We start from the raw sequence: 17,062 nt of genomic DNA on the forward strand, positions 1-17,062 counted from the left end.
GACCGGAAGTGCCCTGGCCGCAGGCCCGAGCCTCCACCGGGTACGGGAACCGCAGCGCTCCGGCGGAAAGATCTAGGTAACGTTTCGACACCCGGGACGCCGAAGGGGCCGGACCCCGAGGATCCGACCCCTTCGAGCACGCTCCGTGACGACCGGCCCGCCGCTACGGCGCCGGCAGCCAGCCCGTCTGCACCATCTGCCCGCTGGTCACCCGGCGCGAGACGAACACGCCCCGGCCCGGCGGCAGCGCCTGCGGCTTGACGTTGCCCAGCAGCGGCCCCTCGTCCCGGTTGCCGGACAGCAGTACGCCCTGCCCGCCCAGCTCCCGCATCCGCTGCATGAACGGCTCGTACAGCGAGCGCCCGGCACCGCCGGCGCTGCGCGCGACGACCACCCGCAGGCCGATGTCGCGCGCGAACGGCAGGAACTCCGCCAGCGCGGCCAGCGGGTTGCCGGAGGAGGTCGCCACCAGCTCGTAGTCGTCCACCACCACGAACATGTCCTTGCCGCTGTACCAGCTGCGGTTGCGCAGCTGCTCCGCGGTCACGTCGGGCCCGGGCAGCCGGCGCGAGCAGGCCCCGCGCAGCATCTCGACCACGGAGTTCATGGCCGGCTGCGCGGCGGCGTACTCGACCAGGTACTCCGGCGGGACCACGCCGAGCAGCGCGCGCCGGTAGTCGCCGACCACGATCCCCGCCTGGTCCGGGGTGTACCGCTCGGTGATCTGCTTGACCAGCATCCGCAGCAGCGCGGACTTCCCGGACTCGGTGTCGCCGAACACGATGAACAGCGGGTCGGTCTCGAAGTTGACGAAGGCCGGTGCCAGCTCCGCCTCGTCCACGCCGAAGGCGACACCCCGCTCCGGGTGCTCGAAGCCCTTCGGCAGCGACTGTCCGTCCAGCACCGTCGGCAGCATCCGCACCTGCGGCGCGCGCGGACCGGTCCAGGCCCCGGCGACCGCCCGGACCAGCCCGGCCACGCCGTTCTGCAGGTCCTCCACCGAGTCGGAGCCGTCCAGCCGGGGCAGGCCGGTGAGGAAGTGCAGCCGTTCCGGGGTGACACCCCGGCCCGGCTGGGCCGGTACGGCCTGCGCCACCCGGCGGTCCACCTCGGACTCCATCGCGTCGCCGAGCTTCAGCTCGGTCCGGTTCTGCAGCAGGTCCTTGAGCGCCGGGCGGACCTCGGCGTACCGGGCCGCGGTGACGATCAGGTGGACGCCGTAGCCGAGGCCGCGCTGGGCGATGTCGCCGATGACCGGCTCCAGCGCCTCGAACTCCTGCTTGAAGGTGTTCCAGCCGTCGACCACCAGGAAGACGTCGCCGAACCGCTCGTCCGGCAGCGCGCCGGCGGCCCGGCGGGCCCGGTAGGTGCCGATGGAGTCGATCCCGGTGCTGCGGAAGAGCTCCTCGCGCCGGTTGAGCACCCCGTGCACCTCGGAGACCATCCGGCGCACCTTCTCCGCGTCCAGCCGCCCGGCCACCCCGCCGACGTGCGGCAGGTCCTGGAGCGACTGGAAGCCGCCGCCGCCGAAGTCCAGCAGGTAGAACTGCGTCTCCAGCGGCGTGTGGGTGAGCGCGAACGAGGCCACCGTGGTGCGGATCATCGTCGACTTGCCGGAGCGCGGGCCGCCCACCACCAGTCCGTGGCCGGCCGCGCCCGCGTAGTCCTGTTCGAGGATGTCGCGCTTCTGGTCGCGCGGCTTGTCGACGATGCCGACCGGCACCCGCAGCCGGCCCAGCGTGCCGGACTGCGGAGCGGTCAGCCCGCGCTCGGCGGTCGCCTGCAGCGGCGGCAGCAGCTGGTCCACGCTCGGCGGCGCGTCCAGCGGCGGCAGCCACACCTGGTGCGCGGCCGGGCCCTGGCCCGCCATCCGCTGCACGAACACGTCCAGCACGGTGTCGGCCAGGGCGTCGTCCTGCTCCTCGACCAACGGCTCGACCTCCTCCTGCACCAGCGGCTCGGTCACCGGCACCTCGGCCGCGGTGAACCGCACCGGCCGCGCGGACACCAGCCGGCCGCCGGTCGACCGCTGCTGCCCCGGCGCCCGGTAGGCCCCGGACACGTAGGCGGCCTTGAACCGCTCCATCACATCGGTGCCGAACTTCAGGTAGCCGACACCCGGCACCGGCGGCAGGTGGTAGGCGTCCGGGACGCCGATCGCGGCCCGCGACTCGGCCGCCGAGAAGGTGCGCAGACCGATCCGGTAGGAGAGATAGGTGTCCAGGCCGCGCAGCTTGCCCTCCTCCAGGCGCTGCGAGGCCAGCAGCAGATGCACCCCGAGGGACCGGCCGATCCGGCCGATCTGGATGAACATGTCGATGAAGTCGGGCTTGGCGGTGAGGAGTTCGGAGAACTCGTCGATGATCAGCACCAGTGAGGGCAGCGGGTCCAGCGCCGCGCCGGCCGCCCGGGCCCGCTCGTACTCGTGAATGTTCGCGTAGTTGCCCGCCCGGTGCAGCAGCTCCTGGCGCCGGTTGAGCTCGCCCTCGATGGCGTCCCGCATCCGGTCGACCAGGGTGAGCTGGCCCTCCAGGTTGGTGATCACCGCCGAGGTGTGCGGCATGTCCGCCATGCCCGCGAAGGTCGCGCCGCCCTTGAAGTCGGCGAGCACGAAGTTCAGCGTCTCCGAGGAGTGCGTCATCGCCAGCGCCAGCACCAGGGTGCGCAGCAGCTCGGACTTGCCGGAGCCGGTCGCGCCGACGCACAGGCCGTGCGGGCCCATGCCCTCCAGCGCGGCCTCCTTGAGGTCCAGGTACACGTGCTCGCCGCCGGCCCCGACGCCGATCGGCACCCGCAGCCGCTCGTGCTGCGCCCGCTGCCGCCAGCTGCGGGTCACGTCGAAGGAGCCCGGGTCGCCGGAGTTCATCAGGTCGGTGAAGTCCAGGTTGGACAGCAGCGGCTCGTCGTCACCGCCGGCCGAGGCCCGGTACGGCGCCAGCTGCCGGGCCAGCGCCTCGGACTGCCAGGCGCCGAGGGTGTCCGGCTTGCCGGTGTAGGTGGCGCCCGAGGCGGAGCGCAGCACCAGCGCGTCCGGCGAGACGGTGACGATCAGGTGCCCGCTCGGCTCGTCCAGGTCGCCCGGGACCACCTCGACGATGGTCACCCCGTGCACGCCCTCGGCGCCGGCCAGCAGCGAGTCGTGCGGCACCGAGGCGCCGTCCATGACCACCACGATGTGCGGCTGGTCGGCGGCCGGGGCGGCGTCCCGGACGAACCGCTGCCGGCCGGCCAGCTCGTCCTGGAGCAGCAGTTCCAGGTCGCCGAGTCCGGTGGCGATCAGCCGGCGGGAGCCGGCGCCGTCGTTCTCCTTGCGGTGCTGGTTGTGCGGGAGCCACTTGGTCCACTCCCACTCGTCCACCGCGCCGGGCGCCGCGGCGACCGTGATCAGCAGGTCGTCCGGCGAGTGCAGGGTGGTCAGCTGGGCGATCATCGCCCGGACGTTCCCGTACACGGTGTCCGGGTCGCCGCAGACCGTGATGTGGTAGAAGGCGCGCAGCGAGATCGCCAACGGCAGGTCCTGCAGGGTGCCGTGGGCGTTCAGGAAGGTCTGCATCGCGGCCGCCGAGAGCGGCTCCAGCTCGTCCATCGGCGCGGTCTGCGGCGCGACCAGCGGGGTGGACAGCTGGACCGGCCCGCGGCCGACCCTGATCTGCGCGAAGTCGGCGTCGCCGCCCCGCCGCTCCCACAGCCGCCGGCCGTCGGCGACGATCGACCAGAGCTGGTCCGGCTCGGGGTTCAGGAACAGCTGCGCGCCGCGCTGCCGCTCGGCGGTCCGGCGCACCTGGCGGCGCATCTGCTGGAGGTACTTGAGGTAGTCGCGCCGCTCGTCCGCGGTGGCCGTGGAGCCGCCCTTGCGGGCCCGGACGATCTGGGCGAGCGCCATGCCGACCGTCGAGACGATCATCAGACCGCCCATGATCTTCATCGGAGCCTGGGCGCCGGGGGCGAAGAAGAACACCGCCGAACCGCCCATGCCGAGCATCGGCAGGATGCTCATCACCCAGTCCTCGCCGCCCGAACGGGGCAGCTCGGGCGGGGGCACCAGCTCCACCGGCTCGTCCGGCACCGCCGGCGGATAGGCCCTGGGCGGGCGCTTGACCATGATCACGCCCATACGCGTCCCATCCCCCGACCACGAACGCTTCGCAAGACCACTACGGCATCAGCCCTCACGCAACAGGATCCGTACGGGTGAGGACGCCCCGTGTGACGCCGCCCCCGCTCCGCCGACCGCAGGCGTCCGGGGAGGAACGCGCCGCCCCCGCCGCCCTGCGCAGGGGCCGATCCTACTGGGGCCCGCCCCCGCGGCCCCGCCCGCCCTCCGCGGGGCCGGGCACGAACCGAGCGGGTAGGGTAACGCCGCGCCAACTCGTGGCCGCGCCCGGCCGGTTCCGTCCGGGCGGCGTCCGCGCGAGGGCCGGACCGGCCGGCCGCCGGTGCCGCGCCGGCACCGCCGGGGCGGCGGCACCGCGCACCGGCGCCGAGCACCCGTCACCGAACACCGTCTCATCAAGGGGGAGCGCCCAGTGCGTCGAGCGAACGAGGTGCGGGCATGACGACGCCCGCGACCACCGGCTTCTGCCGGGTCACCGTCGTCGCCCCGGACAGCCGGATCGACGTCGCCCTGCCCGAGGACGTCCCGCTCGCGGACGTGTACCCCGAGGTCCTGCGGCTGTCCGGCCAGACCCAGCCCGACGGCGTCCCCACCGGCTTCCACCTGGTCCGCCGCGACGGCACCGTGCTCGACGGCGGCCGCTCGCTCGCCGCCCAGCAGGTGCGCGACGGCGACCTGCTCAACCTGCGCCCGTTCGCCGAGTCGCTGCCGCCCGCCGTCTACGACGACGTCGCCGACGCGATCGCCACCGCCGGCGAGACCGACCGCCGGTTCTGGAGCCCCGAGCTGATGCGCGCCTTCGGCCTCGTCGGCGCCGGCGTGCTGCTCACCCTGCTCGGCTTCGCACTCTGGTTCGCCGACCTGCGCCACGACATGCACGGCCTGCCCGGCGTGCTCTCCGGCGTCGTCGCGGTGGTGCTCACCGCCCTCGCCGGCGTCCGCGCCCGGGTCTACCGGGACGCCTGGGCCGGCCTCGCGCTCGGCCTCGGCGCCCTGCCGCACGCCCTGATCGCCGGCAGCGGCATCCTCGCGCCGACCGGCGGCCCGCTGGACGGCCCCGGCCGGCTCCAGTTCCTGACCGGCTGCGTCGCCGCCCTGGTGGTCGCCGTCCTGCTGGTCGGCCTGCTGCCGGAGAAGGACTCCGTGTTCGTGGCCGCCGCCTTCCTGGCCGCGGCCGGCGCGCTCGCCACCTTCGCCGCCGTCCTGCTGCCCGGCACCCCGGCCCACCACATCGCCGCCGTCACCGGCGTCGCCGCCGTCGCCGTGATCGGCTTCCTGCCCGGCCTGTCCGCCCGCTTCGCCCGGCTCCCGGTCGGCTACAGCGCCCCCGGCCAGACCCGCGCCCGGGGCCGCGACCACGACGAGGAGGCCGCCCGCGCCGAGCTGGTCCAGTACGAGCGGATCGCCCACCAGGCCCGCCGCGGCCACGAGGTGCTGGTCGGCCTGGTCGGCGGCTGCGCCGCGGTGGTCGTCGGCTCCTGCGCGGTGCTCGGCTTCACCGACCGGACCTTCCCCGAACTGCTGGCCCTCGTCCTCGGACTGGCCGCCATGCTCCGGGCCCGGCTGTTCCGCTACAGCGCCCAGGTCCTCGCGCTCACCGCGGCCGGACTGCTCGGCCTGTCGCTGCTGATCGTCGGTATCTCCCTGCACACCCCGCAGTTCGTGCTGCGGGTCGGCCTCGGCTCCACCGACGCCGATCTGCGCACCGTCTGGCTGACCGCCTCGATCGCCTTCGGCGCCGCCGTGCTCACCGCGATCGCCCTGGTGGTGCCGCGGCTCGGCGTCTCCCCCTTCTGGGGGCGCATCCTGGACCTGGTCGACAGCCTCACCCTGATGTCGCTGGTCCCGCTGGTGCTGGCCGTGCTCGACGTCTACCGGCTGGTCCGCGGCGCCACCGGCTGATCCGCGCGCCGGGGCCGCCGATCGTCGGCATCGGCGGCACTGGTACGCTTGGCCTCCGAGCGCAGCCGTGTGTCCGTCCCCGGGTGGGACGACGCCCGTCGGCCGCGCCCGTAACACGACACCGAGTTCTCGCAGAGTCCTGTGCCGTAGACCAGGAACGCTCGGTATCACCTCGAAGGAGTTGCAGTGGCTCTCGCCTCTGACATCAAGAAGCAGATCTTCGCCGAGTTCGGCCAGAAGGAGGGCGACACCGGCTCCCCCGAGGTCCAGGTCGCCATGCTCTCGCGCCGCATCTCGGACCTGACCGAGCACCTCAAGACCCACAAGCACGACCACCACTCGCGTCGTGGCCTGCTGATCCTGGTCGGCCAGCGTCGCCGTCTGCTGCAGTACCTGGCCAAGAAGGACATCGAGCGCTTCCGTACGCTCGTCGACCGCCTGGGCATCCGCCGCGGTGCCGCCGGCGGCGCCCGCTGAGAACGCCGCTCGGGGCGGCTCCCCACACCGGGGAGCCGCCCTTCGCGCGTATGCCGCGACCGGTGACCCGGGTGCCCACCGCGGCGCCCGGGCCCACCGGCCGGGGATAACAACTCGCGCGCACCTCCCCAGGTGGCCGAGGATTGCACCGTAGGGTTGTGGGCATGCCGGTGATGGCGCCGAAAGCGCGCCACCGGGCAGCAGGACCCGAACCCCCCGCGGGACGAAGGCTTCAAACGGAAGCCGCCCGCATCCGAGAGAGCGTCCAGACGCGGACCGCCCGTCCGAACCCGGCCGGCCGAGAGGCGCCGGTCCTCGGTAGTGGCCGCCGGAGGCCCCGCAGACCGAAGCGGGGACCGCCGGAGGCTTCGATCGAAGACCGGCCCGGACCGTCCAGGGTCAGCACGCAGGCGATTACGCGGGGACGCTCTCCCGGACACGTACGAAAGAGGAGATCTTCCAGGTGGAAGAGAACGTGTTCTACGCCGAGGCCGTGATCGACAACGGTTCCTTCGGCACCCGTACCATCCGCTTCGAGACCGGCCGTCTGGCCCGTCAGGCCGCCGGCTCCGCCGTGGCCTACCTCGACGACGACACCATGGTGCTGTCGGCCACCAGCGCGTCCAAGCAGCCGAAGGAGCACTTCGACTTCTTCCCGCTGACCGTGGACGTCGAGGAGCGGATGTACGCCGCGGGCCGGATCCCCGGCTCGTTCTTCCGTCGCGAGGGCCGGCCCTCCGAGGACGCGATCCTCACCTGCCGCCTGATCGACCGCCCGCTGCGCCCGTCCTTCGTCAAGGGCCTGCGCAACGAGATCCAGGTCGTCGTCACCGTGATGGCGCTCAACCCGGACCACCTGTACGACGTGGTGGCCATCAACGCCGCCTCCGCCTCCACCCAGCTGGCGGGCCTGCCGTTCTCCGGCCCGATCGGTGGCGTCCGCGTCGCGCTGATCAACGGCCAGTGGGTGGCCTTCCCGACCCACAGCGAGCTGGAGTCGGCCGTCTTCGACATGGTCGTGGCCGGTCGCACCCTGCCGGACGGCGACGTCGCGATCATGATGGTCGAGGCCGAGGCCACCGACAAGACGATCAAGCTCGTCGAGGGCGGCGCCGAGGCGCCGACCGAGGAGATCGTCGCCGCCGGTCTGGACGCCGCCAAGCCGTTCATCAAGGTCCTCTGCGCCGCCCAGGCCCAGCTGGCCGCCCAGGCCGCGAAGCCGACCGGTGAGTTCCCGGTCTTCCTGGACTACCAGGACGACGTGCTCGCCGCGCTGACCGCCGCCGTCAAGGACGAGCTGGCGCAGGCCCTCACCATCGCGGGCAAGCAGGAGCGCAACAACGAGCTGGACCGCGTCAAGGCGCTGGCCGCCGAGAAGCTGCTGCCCGAGTTCGAGGGCCGCGAGAAGGAGATCAGCGCCGCCTACAACGCGCTGACCAAGAAGACCGTCCGCGAGCGCGTCATCAAGGACAAGGTCCGCATCGACGGCCGCGGTGTCACCGACATCCGCACCCTGGCCGCCGAGGTCGAGGCCATCCCGCGGGTGCACGGCTCGGCGCTGTTCGAGCGCGGCGAGACCCAGATCCTGGGTGTCACCACGCTGAACATGCTTCGCATGGAGCAGCAGCTCGACACGCTCTCCCCGGAGACCCGTCGCCGCTACATGCACAACTACAACTTCCCGCCGTACTCGGTCGGCGAGACCGGCCGCGTCGGTTCGCCGAAGCGCCGCGAGATCGGCCACGGCGCGCTCGCCGAGCGGGCCATCCTGCCGGTGCTGCCGTCCCGCGAGGACTTCCCGTACGCCATCCGCCAGGTCTCCGAGGCGCTGAGCTCCAACGGCTCCACCTCGATGGGCTCGGTCTGCGCCTCCACCATGTCGCTGCTGAACGCCGGTGTGCCGCTGAAGGCCGCCGTCGCCGGTATCGCCATGGGCCTGATCTCGCAGGAGATCGACGGTGAGACCCACTACGTGACCCTCACCGACATCCTCGGTGCCGAGGACGCGTACGGCGACATGGACTTCAAGGTCGCCGGTACCCGCAACTTCATCACCGCGCTGCAGCTGGACACCAAGCTCAACGGCATCCCGGCCTCGGTGCTCGCCGCCGCGCTGAAGCAGGCCCGCGACGCCCGCCTGCACATCCTCGACGTGATGAACGAGGCCATCGACTCCCCGGACGAGATGTCGCCGAACGCGCCGCGCATCATCACCATCAAGATCCCGGTGGACAAGATCGGTGAGGTCATCGGCCCCAAGGGCAAGATGATCAACCAGATCCAGGAGGACACCGGCGCCGAGATCACGATCGAGGACGACGGCACCATCTACATCGGTGCCGCCGACGGCCCGGCCGCCGAGGCCGCCCGCACCACGATCAACCAGATCGCCAACCCGACCATGCCGGAGGTCGGCGAGCGCTACCTGGGCACCGTGGTCAAGACCACGACCTTCGGTGCCTTCGTCTCGCTCATGCCGGGCAAGGACGGTCTGCTGCACATCTCGCAGATCCGCAAGCTCGCCGGCGGCAAGCGCGTGGAGAACGTCGAGGACATCCTCGGCGTCGGCGCCAAGGTGCAGGTCGAGATCGCCGAGATCGACCCGCGCGGCAAGCTCTCGCTGATCCCGGTCGTCGAGGGCGAGGAGAACGGCGAGGCCGCTTCCGAGTGAAGCGCCGCTAGCTGATCCCGCGGCCCGCACGCCCCCAGCGGCGTGCGGGCCGCACCCTGTTGTCCCCCCATGCTTCGACGGATTGCTTTCTACGGAGGTACCCCCGTGGCTCTGGCCTCGGCGGCGACGCAGCGCCCCGGCACGACCCGAACCCTGCTGAAGGGCGCGGACGGCGCCGGAATCGTGCGCCGCACCGTCCTTCCCGGCGGCCTGCGCGTCGTCACCGAGACCCTGCCGACGGTGCGCTCCGCGACCTTCGGCATCTGGGTCGGGGTCGGCTCCCGGGACGAGACCCCCCAGCTCAACGGCGCCACGCACTACCTGGAGCACCTGCTCTTCAAGGGCACCGAGCGGCGCAGCGCGCTGGACATCTCGGCCGCCCTGGACGCGGTCGGCGGCGAGATGAACGCCTTCACCGCGAAGGAGAACACCTGCTACTACGCGCGGGTGCTCGACACCGACCTGCCGCTGGCCATCGACGTGGTCTGCGACATGCTCACCGGCTCGCTGATCCGCCCGGACGACGTCGAGGCCGAACGCGGCGTCATCCTGGAAGAGATGGCGATGGCCGAGGACGACCCGGGCGACGTCGTCCACGACCTCTTCGCCAGGGTGATCTTCGGCAACGGCCCGCTCGGCCGCCCGATCCTCGGCACCCAGGAGACCGTCAGGTCGCTCACCCGCGACCAGATCGCGAACTTCTTCCACCGCCGCTACCGACCCGAGCACCTCGTCGTCGCCGCGGCCGGCAACCTGGACCACCGCAAGGTCGTCCGGCAGGTCGAGCGGGCCTTCGCACCCCTGCTCGCCAAGTCCGAGGCCGTCCCCGCCGAGGCCCGCCGCGGTGTCAAGACGCTGCGCACCGCCGGCCGGGTCGAGGTGCTCAACCGTTCCACCGAGCAGGCCCACCTGGTGCTGGGCGTGCCCGGGGTGCCCCGGCACGACGAGCGCCGCTGGGCGATGGGCGTGCTCAACGCGGCCCTCGGCGGCGGCATGAGCTCGCGGCTGTTCCAGGAGGTGCGGGAGAAGCGCGGCCTGGCGTACTCGGTGTACTCGTACTCCTCCTCGTACGCGGACAGCGGCCTGTTCGGCATCTACGCCGGCTGCCAGCCCAAGCGGGTCGAGGAAGTGCTGCGGATCTGCCGCGAGGAGCTCGCCAAGGTGGTCGCCGAGGGCATCACCGAGGAGGAGCTGCGGCGGGCGATCGGCCAGATCTCCGGCTCCACCGTGCTCGGCATGGAGGACACCGGCTCGCTGATGAACCGGATCGGCAAGGCCGAACTCAGCTACGGCCACCACCTGTCGGTGGACGACATGCTGGCGCGGATAGCGGCGGTGACCCTGGACGACGTGCACGCCGTGGCCCGTGATGTGCTGGGTGCCCACCGGCCGTCGCTCGCGCTGATCGGCCCGATCAACGACAAGCGGGCCGCCCGGCTCGCCGACCTGCTGGTCTGAAGGGACTTCTCACCATGACGCTGCGTGTCGCCGTGATCGGCGCCAAGGGGCGGATCGGATCGGAGGCCGTCAAGGCCGTCGAGGCCGCCCCGGACCTGGAGCTGGTCGCCGCCCTCGGGCGGGGGTCGGACCTCTCCGAGCTGACCGGCGCGGGCGTGCAGGTCGCCGTCGAACTGACCCACCCCGACTCGGTGATGGGCAACCTCGACCACTGCCTGTCGCACGGCATCCATGTCGTCACCGGCACCACCGGCTGGACGGAGGAGCGCCTCGCCACCGTCCGGGGGCAGCTCGCCGCCGCGCCGGAGCTGGGGCTGCTGGTCGCGCCGAACTTCTCCATCGGCGCCGTGCTCGGCATGAAGTTCGCGCAGGCCGCGGCGAGGTACTTCGAGTCGGTCGAGGTCGTCGAGCTGCACCACGACCACAAGGCGGACGCCCCCAGCGGCACCGCCACCCGCACCGCCCAGCTGATCGCCGCCGCCCGGGCGGAGGCCGGCCGCGCGCCGCAGCAGGACCCGACCACCCACGGCCTGCCCGGCGCCCGCGGCGCCGACGTCGACGGGGTGCCGGTGCACTCGGTGCGGCTGCGCGGTCTGCTCGCCCACCAGCAGGTGATGTTCGGCGACGACGGCGAGACCCTCACGATCCGGCACGACTCGCTGCACCACAGCAGCTTCATGCCGGGCATCCTGCTCGGGGTGCGCAAGGTCGTGGAGACGCCCGGGCTCACCCTGGGCCTCGAACACTTCCTGGACCTGTGAGCCCGGCATGACCTCCCGTACCGGCTTCTTCGTCCTCTCCGGAGTCCTGGCCCTGGTCGCGCTGATCTGCGTCGGCGAGGGCGTCCAACTGGTCGCCACCGGCAAGCCGCTGGGCATCGGCCTGGGCCTGTGCGCCTTCGTCATCCCGGTCGTCGGCATCTGGTTCCTGCGCCAGACGGTCCGCTTCGGACGGGACAGCGAGCGGCTCGCCCGCGAGCTGGAGGCCGAGGGCGGTCTGCCGGTCGACGAGCTGGAGCGCACCGACGGCGGGCGGATCGACCGCGCCTCGGCCGACGCGGTGTTCGCCCGCCGCAAGGCCGAGGCCGAGGCCGCCCCCGGCGACTGGCGGGTCTTCTTCCGGCTCGCGGTGGCCTACGCCGACGCCGGCGACGTGCCGCGCGCCCGCAGGACCATGCAGCACGCGATCAAGCTGCACCGCACCACCACCGGTGCCGACGCCACCACGGGCGGCGCCGACAGCACCGTCGGCAAGCCCGCGAGGAGCAGCGCGTGAGCGAGGAGACGACCGCCCCCCGGTTCCGCAGCGACATCACCGCCGACCTGGTCCGCGGTGCCGCCGCCGACTCGGACGTCATCTGGGCGGCCCGGGTCTCGACGGCGGGGGAGCAGTCCCTGGAGGCACTCCAGCAGGACCCGGACAAGTCCGAGGGCCTGATCAACTTCCTGATGCGCGACCGGCACGGCACGCCGTTCGAGCACAACTCGATGACCTTCTTCATCAGCGCGCCGATCTTCGTCTTCCGCGAATTCCAACGCCACCGCAGCGGCTGGTGCCTTGCCGGGGACACCGAGATCACACTGCAGGGCAAGGACGGGTCGCTCAGGCGCCGGACCATCGCCGAGTTGCACCAGCAGTGGCACGTCGGCGTGGAGGACCGGATCGAAGCCGGGAAGGGCGGCGTGACCTGGCACAAGAAGTCCGAGAAGTGGCGGGCGCAGGTCAAGCAGAAGGGCGAGACCCATCACTTGGGTCTGCACGACAGTCGCGAGGCGGCGGAGGCTGCCGTCGCGGAGTTCCGCGCCCTGAACCCGAGCAAGCGGACCCGGAAGCTGGAGTCGGTCCGGCGCAACCACGTCCGCTGCTTCGACGAGCGCACGCTCCTGGCCGGGCGAGCGCGGATCGTCGACGTCATGGAGTCGGGCGTCAAGCAGCTCCTCCGGCTGACCACCGCGAGCGGCAAGCAGCTGCGGTGCAGCAAGGACCACGCGATCCTCACTCCGGACGGCTGGCGCAAGGCGGGTGAGCTGGCCGTCGGCGACTCGGTAATGACCGGTGGTACTGCGGCACGTCCGTCGGAGGCCCTGGTCCCGCCGAGCCTTCGGCGGGGCATCGGCGTGTGGACCTCGATGCAGCGGAACCGGCTCATCGACGAGCAGGACGTCTGCTACCTGTGCTCCCGCGTGTTCCCCCGGGAGGCACTGGAGCTGGACCACGTCGTACCGGTCGCCCTCGACCTGGGCAAGGCACTCGACGAGAAGAACCTGGCGCCTGCCTGCGGAGACTGCCACACCGCCAAGAGCGCGGGCGAACAGGCCCTGGCCAGGCGCGGTGGCAAGGTCGCCCTGGCCAAGGCCGACCTGGTCACCGGGATCGTCGAGGACGGCGAGGAGATGACGTACGACCTGTCGGTGGAGGGGCCGTGGCACAACTTCCTGGCCGGCGGCATCGTCGTCCACAACTCGTACAACGAGGAGTCCGGCCGCTACCGCGAGCTGCAGCCGGTCTTCTACGTGCCCGATGAGGACCGCAAGCTGGTCCAGCAGGGCCGCCCCGGCCGGTACGAGTTCGTCGACGGCACGCCGGAGCAGCACCGGACCGTGAGCTCCGCGATGGAGGCCGCGTACCGCGAGGCCTACGAGCGCTACCAGGAGATGCTGGCGGCGGGCGTGGCCCGGGAGGTCGCCCGTGCGGTGCTGCCGGTCGGGCTGTTCTCCTCGATGTACGCGACCTGCAACGCCCGCTCGCTGATGCACTTCCTGTCGCTGCGGACCAAGCGGGAGCACGCGGCGGTGCCGTCGTTCCCGCAGCGCGAGATCGAGATGGTCGCCGAGCGGATGGAGGAGCAGTGGGCGGAGCTCATGCCACTCACCCGTGCGGCCTTCGAGAAGCACGGCCGGGTCGCGCCCTGACCTGCGACGACGGGCATCCGGGGGCAGTGCCGGGCATGTCTGGATTGCGGCATTTCTGACCTCTCCCTACGCTCGTGAACACGGATTCCGGTGCTGCTTGAACCCCCGAGCACGCAGCACCGGAATCCCATGTTTCCGCTGCTGGAACCGGCTCCGCGGGGCCCGTACCGGGACGATCCCGGACCGGTCCGCAGGCACGGCCGTCCGAACAGTGGACCGGCCTGGGTGTCGCCCCACCGCCTACGAGTAGTTTTGGACACATGGCTCCGACCTCCACCCCCCAGACGCCCTTCGGCCGGGTCCTGACCGCGATGGTGACACCGTTCACCGCCGACGGCGGCCTCGACCTCGACGGCGCCCAGCGCCTCGCCGCGCACCTCGTCGACTCCGGCAACGACGGCCTCGTCGTCAACGGCACCACCGGCGAGTCCCCGACCACCAGTGACGCCGAGAAGGCCCAGCTCGTCCGCGCCGTGGTGGAGGCGGTCGGCGACCGGGCCCACGTAGTGGCCGGCGTCGGCACCAACGACACGCACCACAGTGTCGAGCTGGCCCGGCAGGCCGAGGCCGCCGGTGCGCACGGCCTGCTGTCGGTGACGCCGTACTACAGCAAGCCCCCGCAGGAGGGCCTGTACCGGCACACGGTGCGGATCGCCGACGCCACCGAGCTACCTGTCATGCTGTACGACATCCCGGGCCGCAGCGGCGTCGCGCTGGGCCACGAGACGCTGGTCCGGCTGGCCGAGCACCCGCGGATCGTGGCCAACAAGGACGCCAAGGGCGACCTCGGTGCCGCGTCCTGGGCGATCGCCCGCTCCGGACTGGCCTGGTACTCCGGCGACGACATCCTCAACCTGCCGCTGCTGTCGGTCGGGGCCGCGGGTGTGGTGAGCGTGGTCGGGCACGTGGTCGCCGGCGAGCTGCGGGCCATGGTCGAGGCATACCTGGCCGGCGATGTGGCCAAGGCCACGGCCGTCCACCAGAGCCTGCTGCCGGTGTTCACCGGTATCTTCCGCACCCAGGGCGTCATTCTCGCCAAGGCCGCGCTGGACCTCCAGGGCCTGCCGGCCGGGCCGCTGCGACTGCCCCTGATCGGCGCGACTCCGGAGGAGATCGCGCAACTGAAGAAGGATCTCGCCGACGGCGGGGTAGACCTGTAACAGACAAAGACGTGCGCGCCCCGGCTCGCCGGACCCTCGCGGGCCCGCCGCTGGACCGGACCGAAGGCGCGAGAGCACAGACCTGGTAGGAAAACCGACACGGAGAACGCACGCCATATGTCTCACGGGGGAGGACCCCGGACATATGGCGTGCGTCGTGAGGAGAGTCTTTTGAGCCACCCGCATCCCGAACTCGGCACGCCGCCGGCCCTCAAGGCCGGCGCCCTGCGCATCACCCCGCTCGGCGGTCTCGGTGAGATCGGCCGCAACATGACGGTCTTCGAATACGGCGACCGCATTCTCATCGTCGACTGCGGTGTCCTCTTCCCCGAGGACGAGCAGCCCGGCGTCGACCTGATCCTCCCGGACTTCACCTACATCCGGGACCGTCTGGACAAGATCGACGGCATCGTCCTCACGCACGGCCACGAGGACCACATCGGCGCCGTCCCGTTCCTGCTCCGGGAGAACCCGGACATCCCGCTGATCGGGTCGAAGCTCACCCTGGCGCTCATCGAGGCCAAGCTCGCCGAGCACCGCATCCGCCCGTACGTGCTGGAGGTCGCCGAGGGCGACCGCGAGCGGATCGGCCCCTTCGACTGCCAGTTCATCGCGGTCAACCACTCCATCCCGGACGCGCTGGCCGTCGCCGTGCGCACGCCCGCCGGCATGGTCGTCGCCACCGGTGACTTCAAGATGGACCAGCTGCCGCTCGACGGCCGGCTGACCGACCTGCCGGCCTTCGCCAAGCTGGCGGAGGAGGGCATGGACCTGCTGCTGGTGGACTCCACCAACGCCGAGGTCCCCGGCTTCATCCCGCCCGAGCGGGACATCTCCGCGGCTCTGCGCAATGTCTTCGCCAACGCGGAGAAGCGCATCATCGTGGCCTCCTTCGCCAGCCACGTGCACCGCATCCAGCAGGTGCTGGACGCCGCGCACGAGTACAAGCGCAAGGTCGCCTTCGTCGGCCGCTCGATGGTCCGCAACATGGGCATCGCCCGCGACCTCGGCTACCTGAAGGTGCCCGGCAACATGGTCGTCGACGTCAAGCAGCTCGACGACCTGCCGGACAAGGACGTCGTGCTGATCTGTACCGGTTCGCAGGGCGAGCCGATGGCCGCGCTGTCCCGGATGGCCAACCGCGACCACCAGATCCGCATCGTCGAGGGCGACACCGTCGTCCTCGCCTCCTCGCTGATCCCCGGCAACGAGAACGCCGTCTACCGGGTGATCAACGGCCTGACCCGCTGGGGCGCCAAGGTCGTCCACAAGGGCAACGCCAAGGTGCACGTCTCGGGCCACGCCTCGGCCGGCGAGCTGCTGTACTTCTTCAACATCTGCAAGCCGCGCAACCTCATGCCGGTCCACGGCGAGTGGCGCCACCTGCGGGCGGCGGCCGATCTCGGCATCGCCACCGGTGTCCCGCGCAACCGGGTCGTCATCGCCGAGGACGGCGTCTGCGTCGACCTGGAGAAGGGCGTCGCCCGCATCGTCGGCAAGGTGCAGGCCGGCTACGTCTACGTGGACGGCTCCTCGGTCGGCGACATCACCGAGGCCTCGCTCAAGGACCGCAGGATCCTCGGCGAGGAGGGCTTCATCTCCTGCTTCGTCGTGGTGGACTCCACCAACGGCAAGATCGTCGGTGGTCCGAGCATCCAGGCCCGCGGTTCCGGCATCGACGACGCCGCGTTCGTCCCGGTGGCGGCCAAGCTCCAGGAGGCGCTCGACCGCTCCGCGGGCGACGGCGTTCTGGAGATCCGTCAGGTCCAGCAGCTGGTGCGCCGGACCCTCGGCAAGTGGGTCGCGGACAACTACCGCCGCCGGCCGATGATCCTGCCGGTCGTCGTCGAGGTGTGATTTGACGTGGGGCAACCCGGTGCGTAATGTTCTCCGGGTTGCCCCACGGGACGGCCCCCAGTCGAAGTCCTCGAAATCAAATTCGAGAACGGAGCGGGAAAACGGCCCGAGAAACTCTGGTAGAGTTCGGGAGCGCCGAAAGGCCCAAGCAAATGCGATGAATGAAACTCCGGAAAACGGAGCGGAAAACATCTGATAAGCTTGAAACACGAAAGAACGAAGCGCCCGGAGGGCCGGTGTGAAAGCCGCCTGAAGGAAGTGTCCGTTCCTTGAGAACTCAACAGCGTGCCAAAAGTCAACGCCAGATATGTTGACATCCCCGGCCTCGGACTTGTTCCGGGGTTGGAGATTCCTTTTGAAGTAAAACACTAGCGAGGACGCAGTGCGCGGGGCCACCCTATTCCGGTGGTTGCCGTGCCGCTCGACGCGAGTGTGAACCGGCCCCTTCTAATCATTGGGCCGAGTAATCATTCACGGAGAGTTTGATCCTGGCTCAGGACGAACGCTGGCG

General features: G+C 71.3%; 9 protein-coding genes, 1 rRNA gene and 3 pseudogenes (1 of these 13 cut by a window edge). 12 read left to right on the forward strand and 1 reads right to left on the reverse strand.

Going from position 1 to position 17,062, the window contains the following annotated elements:
- Positions 1–163: 163 nt before the first annotated feature.
- Complete coding sequence (gene eccCa / locus OG715_RS28280; RefSeq protein WP_266274439.1) at positions 164–4,114, reverse strand: type VII secretion protein EccCa; 3,951 nt, start codon at positions 4,112–4,114, stop codon at positions 164–166.
- Positions 4,115–4,552: 438 nt separating this feature from the next.
- On the opposite strand from eccCa, the gene eccD reads away from it, so the two are divergent.
- The 12 genes and pseudogenes from eccD to OG715_RS28340 form a co-directional block, all read left to right on the forward strand.
- Positions 4,553–6,016, forward strand: a complete 1,464-nt coding sequence (gene eccD / locus OG715_RS28285; protein ID WP_266274438.1) for a type VII secretion integral membrane protein EccD — start codon at positions 4,553–4,555, stop codon at positions 6,014–6,016.
- Between the two features lie 186 nt (positions 6,017–6,202).
- Positions 6,203–6,493 carry a 30S ribosomal protein S15 gene (gene rpsO / locus OG715_RS28290; RefSeq protein ID WP_266274437.1) on the forward strand — a complete coding sequence of 97 codons (291 nt, stop codon included), beginning with the start codon at positions 6,203–6,205 and terminating at the stop codon, positions 6,491–6,493.
- A gap of 463 nt (positions 6,494–6,956) precedes the next feature.
- On the forward strand, positions 6,957–9,164 hold the full coding sequence (locus tag OG715_RS28295) for a polyribonucleotide nucleotidyltransferase (protein WP_030397712.1): 2,208 nt from the start codon (positions 6,957–6,959) through the stop codon (positions 9,162–9,164).
- 69 nt (positions 9,165–9,233) lie between these two features.
- A complete protein-coding gene (locus OG715_RS28300) occupies positions 9,234–10,622 on the forward strand; it encodes a M16 family metallopeptidase (RefSeq protein ID WP_266274436.1) in 1,389 nt (462 codons plus the stop codon).
- A 14-nt stretch (positions 10,623–10,636) separates the two neighbouring features.
- Positions 10,637–11,383 carry a 4-hydroxy-tetrahydrodipicolinate reductase gene (dapB, locus tag OG715_RS28305; RefSeq protein WP_266274434.1) on the forward strand — a complete coding sequence of 249 codons (747 nt, stop codon included), beginning with the start codon at positions 10,637–10,639 and terminating at the stop codon, positions 11,381–11,383.
- Between the two features lie 7 nt (positions 11,384–11,390).
- Entirely contained in the window at positions 11,391–11,897 is a 507-nt protein-coding gene (locus OG715_RS28310; RefSeq protein ID WP_266274433.1) for a hypothetical protein, read from the forward strand.
- Positions 11,894–12,175, forward strand: a pseudogene (locus OG715_RS28315) (FAD-dependent thymidylate synthase); the annotation flags it as partial. The gene OG715_RS28310 and the pseudogene OG715_RS28315, both read left to right, overlap by 4 nt.
- Before the next feature lie 129 nt (positions 12,176–12,304).
- Positions 12,305–13,081, forward strand: a pseudogene (locus OG715_RS28320) (HNH endonuclease); the annotation flags it as partial.
- Positions 13,082–13,084: 3 nt separating this feature from the next.
- Positions 13,085–13,534 (forward strand): annotated as a pseudogene (gene thyX / locus OG715_RS28325) (FAD-dependent thymidylate synthase); the annotation flags it as partial.
- 260 nt (positions 13,535–13,794) lie between these two features.
- Positions 13,795–14,694, forward strand: a complete 900-nt coding sequence (dapA, locus tag OG715_RS28330) for a 4-hydroxy-tetrahydrodipicolinate synthase (RefSeq protein WP_266274432.1) — start codon at positions 13,795–13,797, stop codon at positions 14,692–14,694.
- 171 nt (positions 14,695–14,865) lie between these two features.
- Entirely contained in the window at positions 14,866–16,551 is a 1,686-nt protein-coding gene (locus tag OG715_RS28335) for a ribonuclease J (RefSeq protein ID WP_266274431.1), read from the forward strand.
- A gap of 470 nt (positions 16,552–17,021) precedes the next feature.
- A 16S ribosomal RNA gene (locus tag OG715_RS28340) occupies positions 17,022–17,062 on the forward strand; it runs 1,482 nt beyond the window's last position.

The sequence above is a fragment of the Kitasatospora purpeofusca genome (assembly GCF_036010405.1).
In the GTDB taxonomy this organism is placed as follows: Bacteria; Actinomycetota; Actinomycetes; order Streptomycetales; family Streptomycetaceae; genus Kitasatospora; species Kitasatospora purpeofusca.

Bases quoted from the DNA above. Each gene is read 5' to 3' on its own strand.
- eccCa (WP_266274439.1), bottom strand. From the start codon at position 4,114: ATGGGCGTGATCATGGTCAAGCGCCCGCCCAGGGCCTATCCGCCGGCG.
- eccD (WP_266274438.1), top strand. From the start codon at position 4,553: ATGACGACGCCCGCGACCACCGGCTTCTGCCGGGTCACCGTCGTCGCC.
- OG715_RS28300 (WP_266274436.1), top strand. From the start codon at position 9,234: ATGCTTCGACGGATTGCTTTCTACGGAGGTACCCCCGTGGCTCTGGCC.
- dapB (WP_266274434.1), top strand. From the start codon at position 10,637: ATGACGCTGCGTGTCGCCGTGATCGGCGCCAAGGGGCGGATCGGATCG.
- OG715_RS28310 (WP_266274433.1), top strand. From the start codon at position 11,391: ATGACCTCCCGTACCGGCTTCTTCGTCCTCTCCGGAGTCCTGGCCCTG.
- dapA (WP_266274432.1), top strand. From the start codon at position 13,795: ATGGCTCCGACCTCCACCCCCCAGACGCCCTTCGGCCGGGTCCTGACC.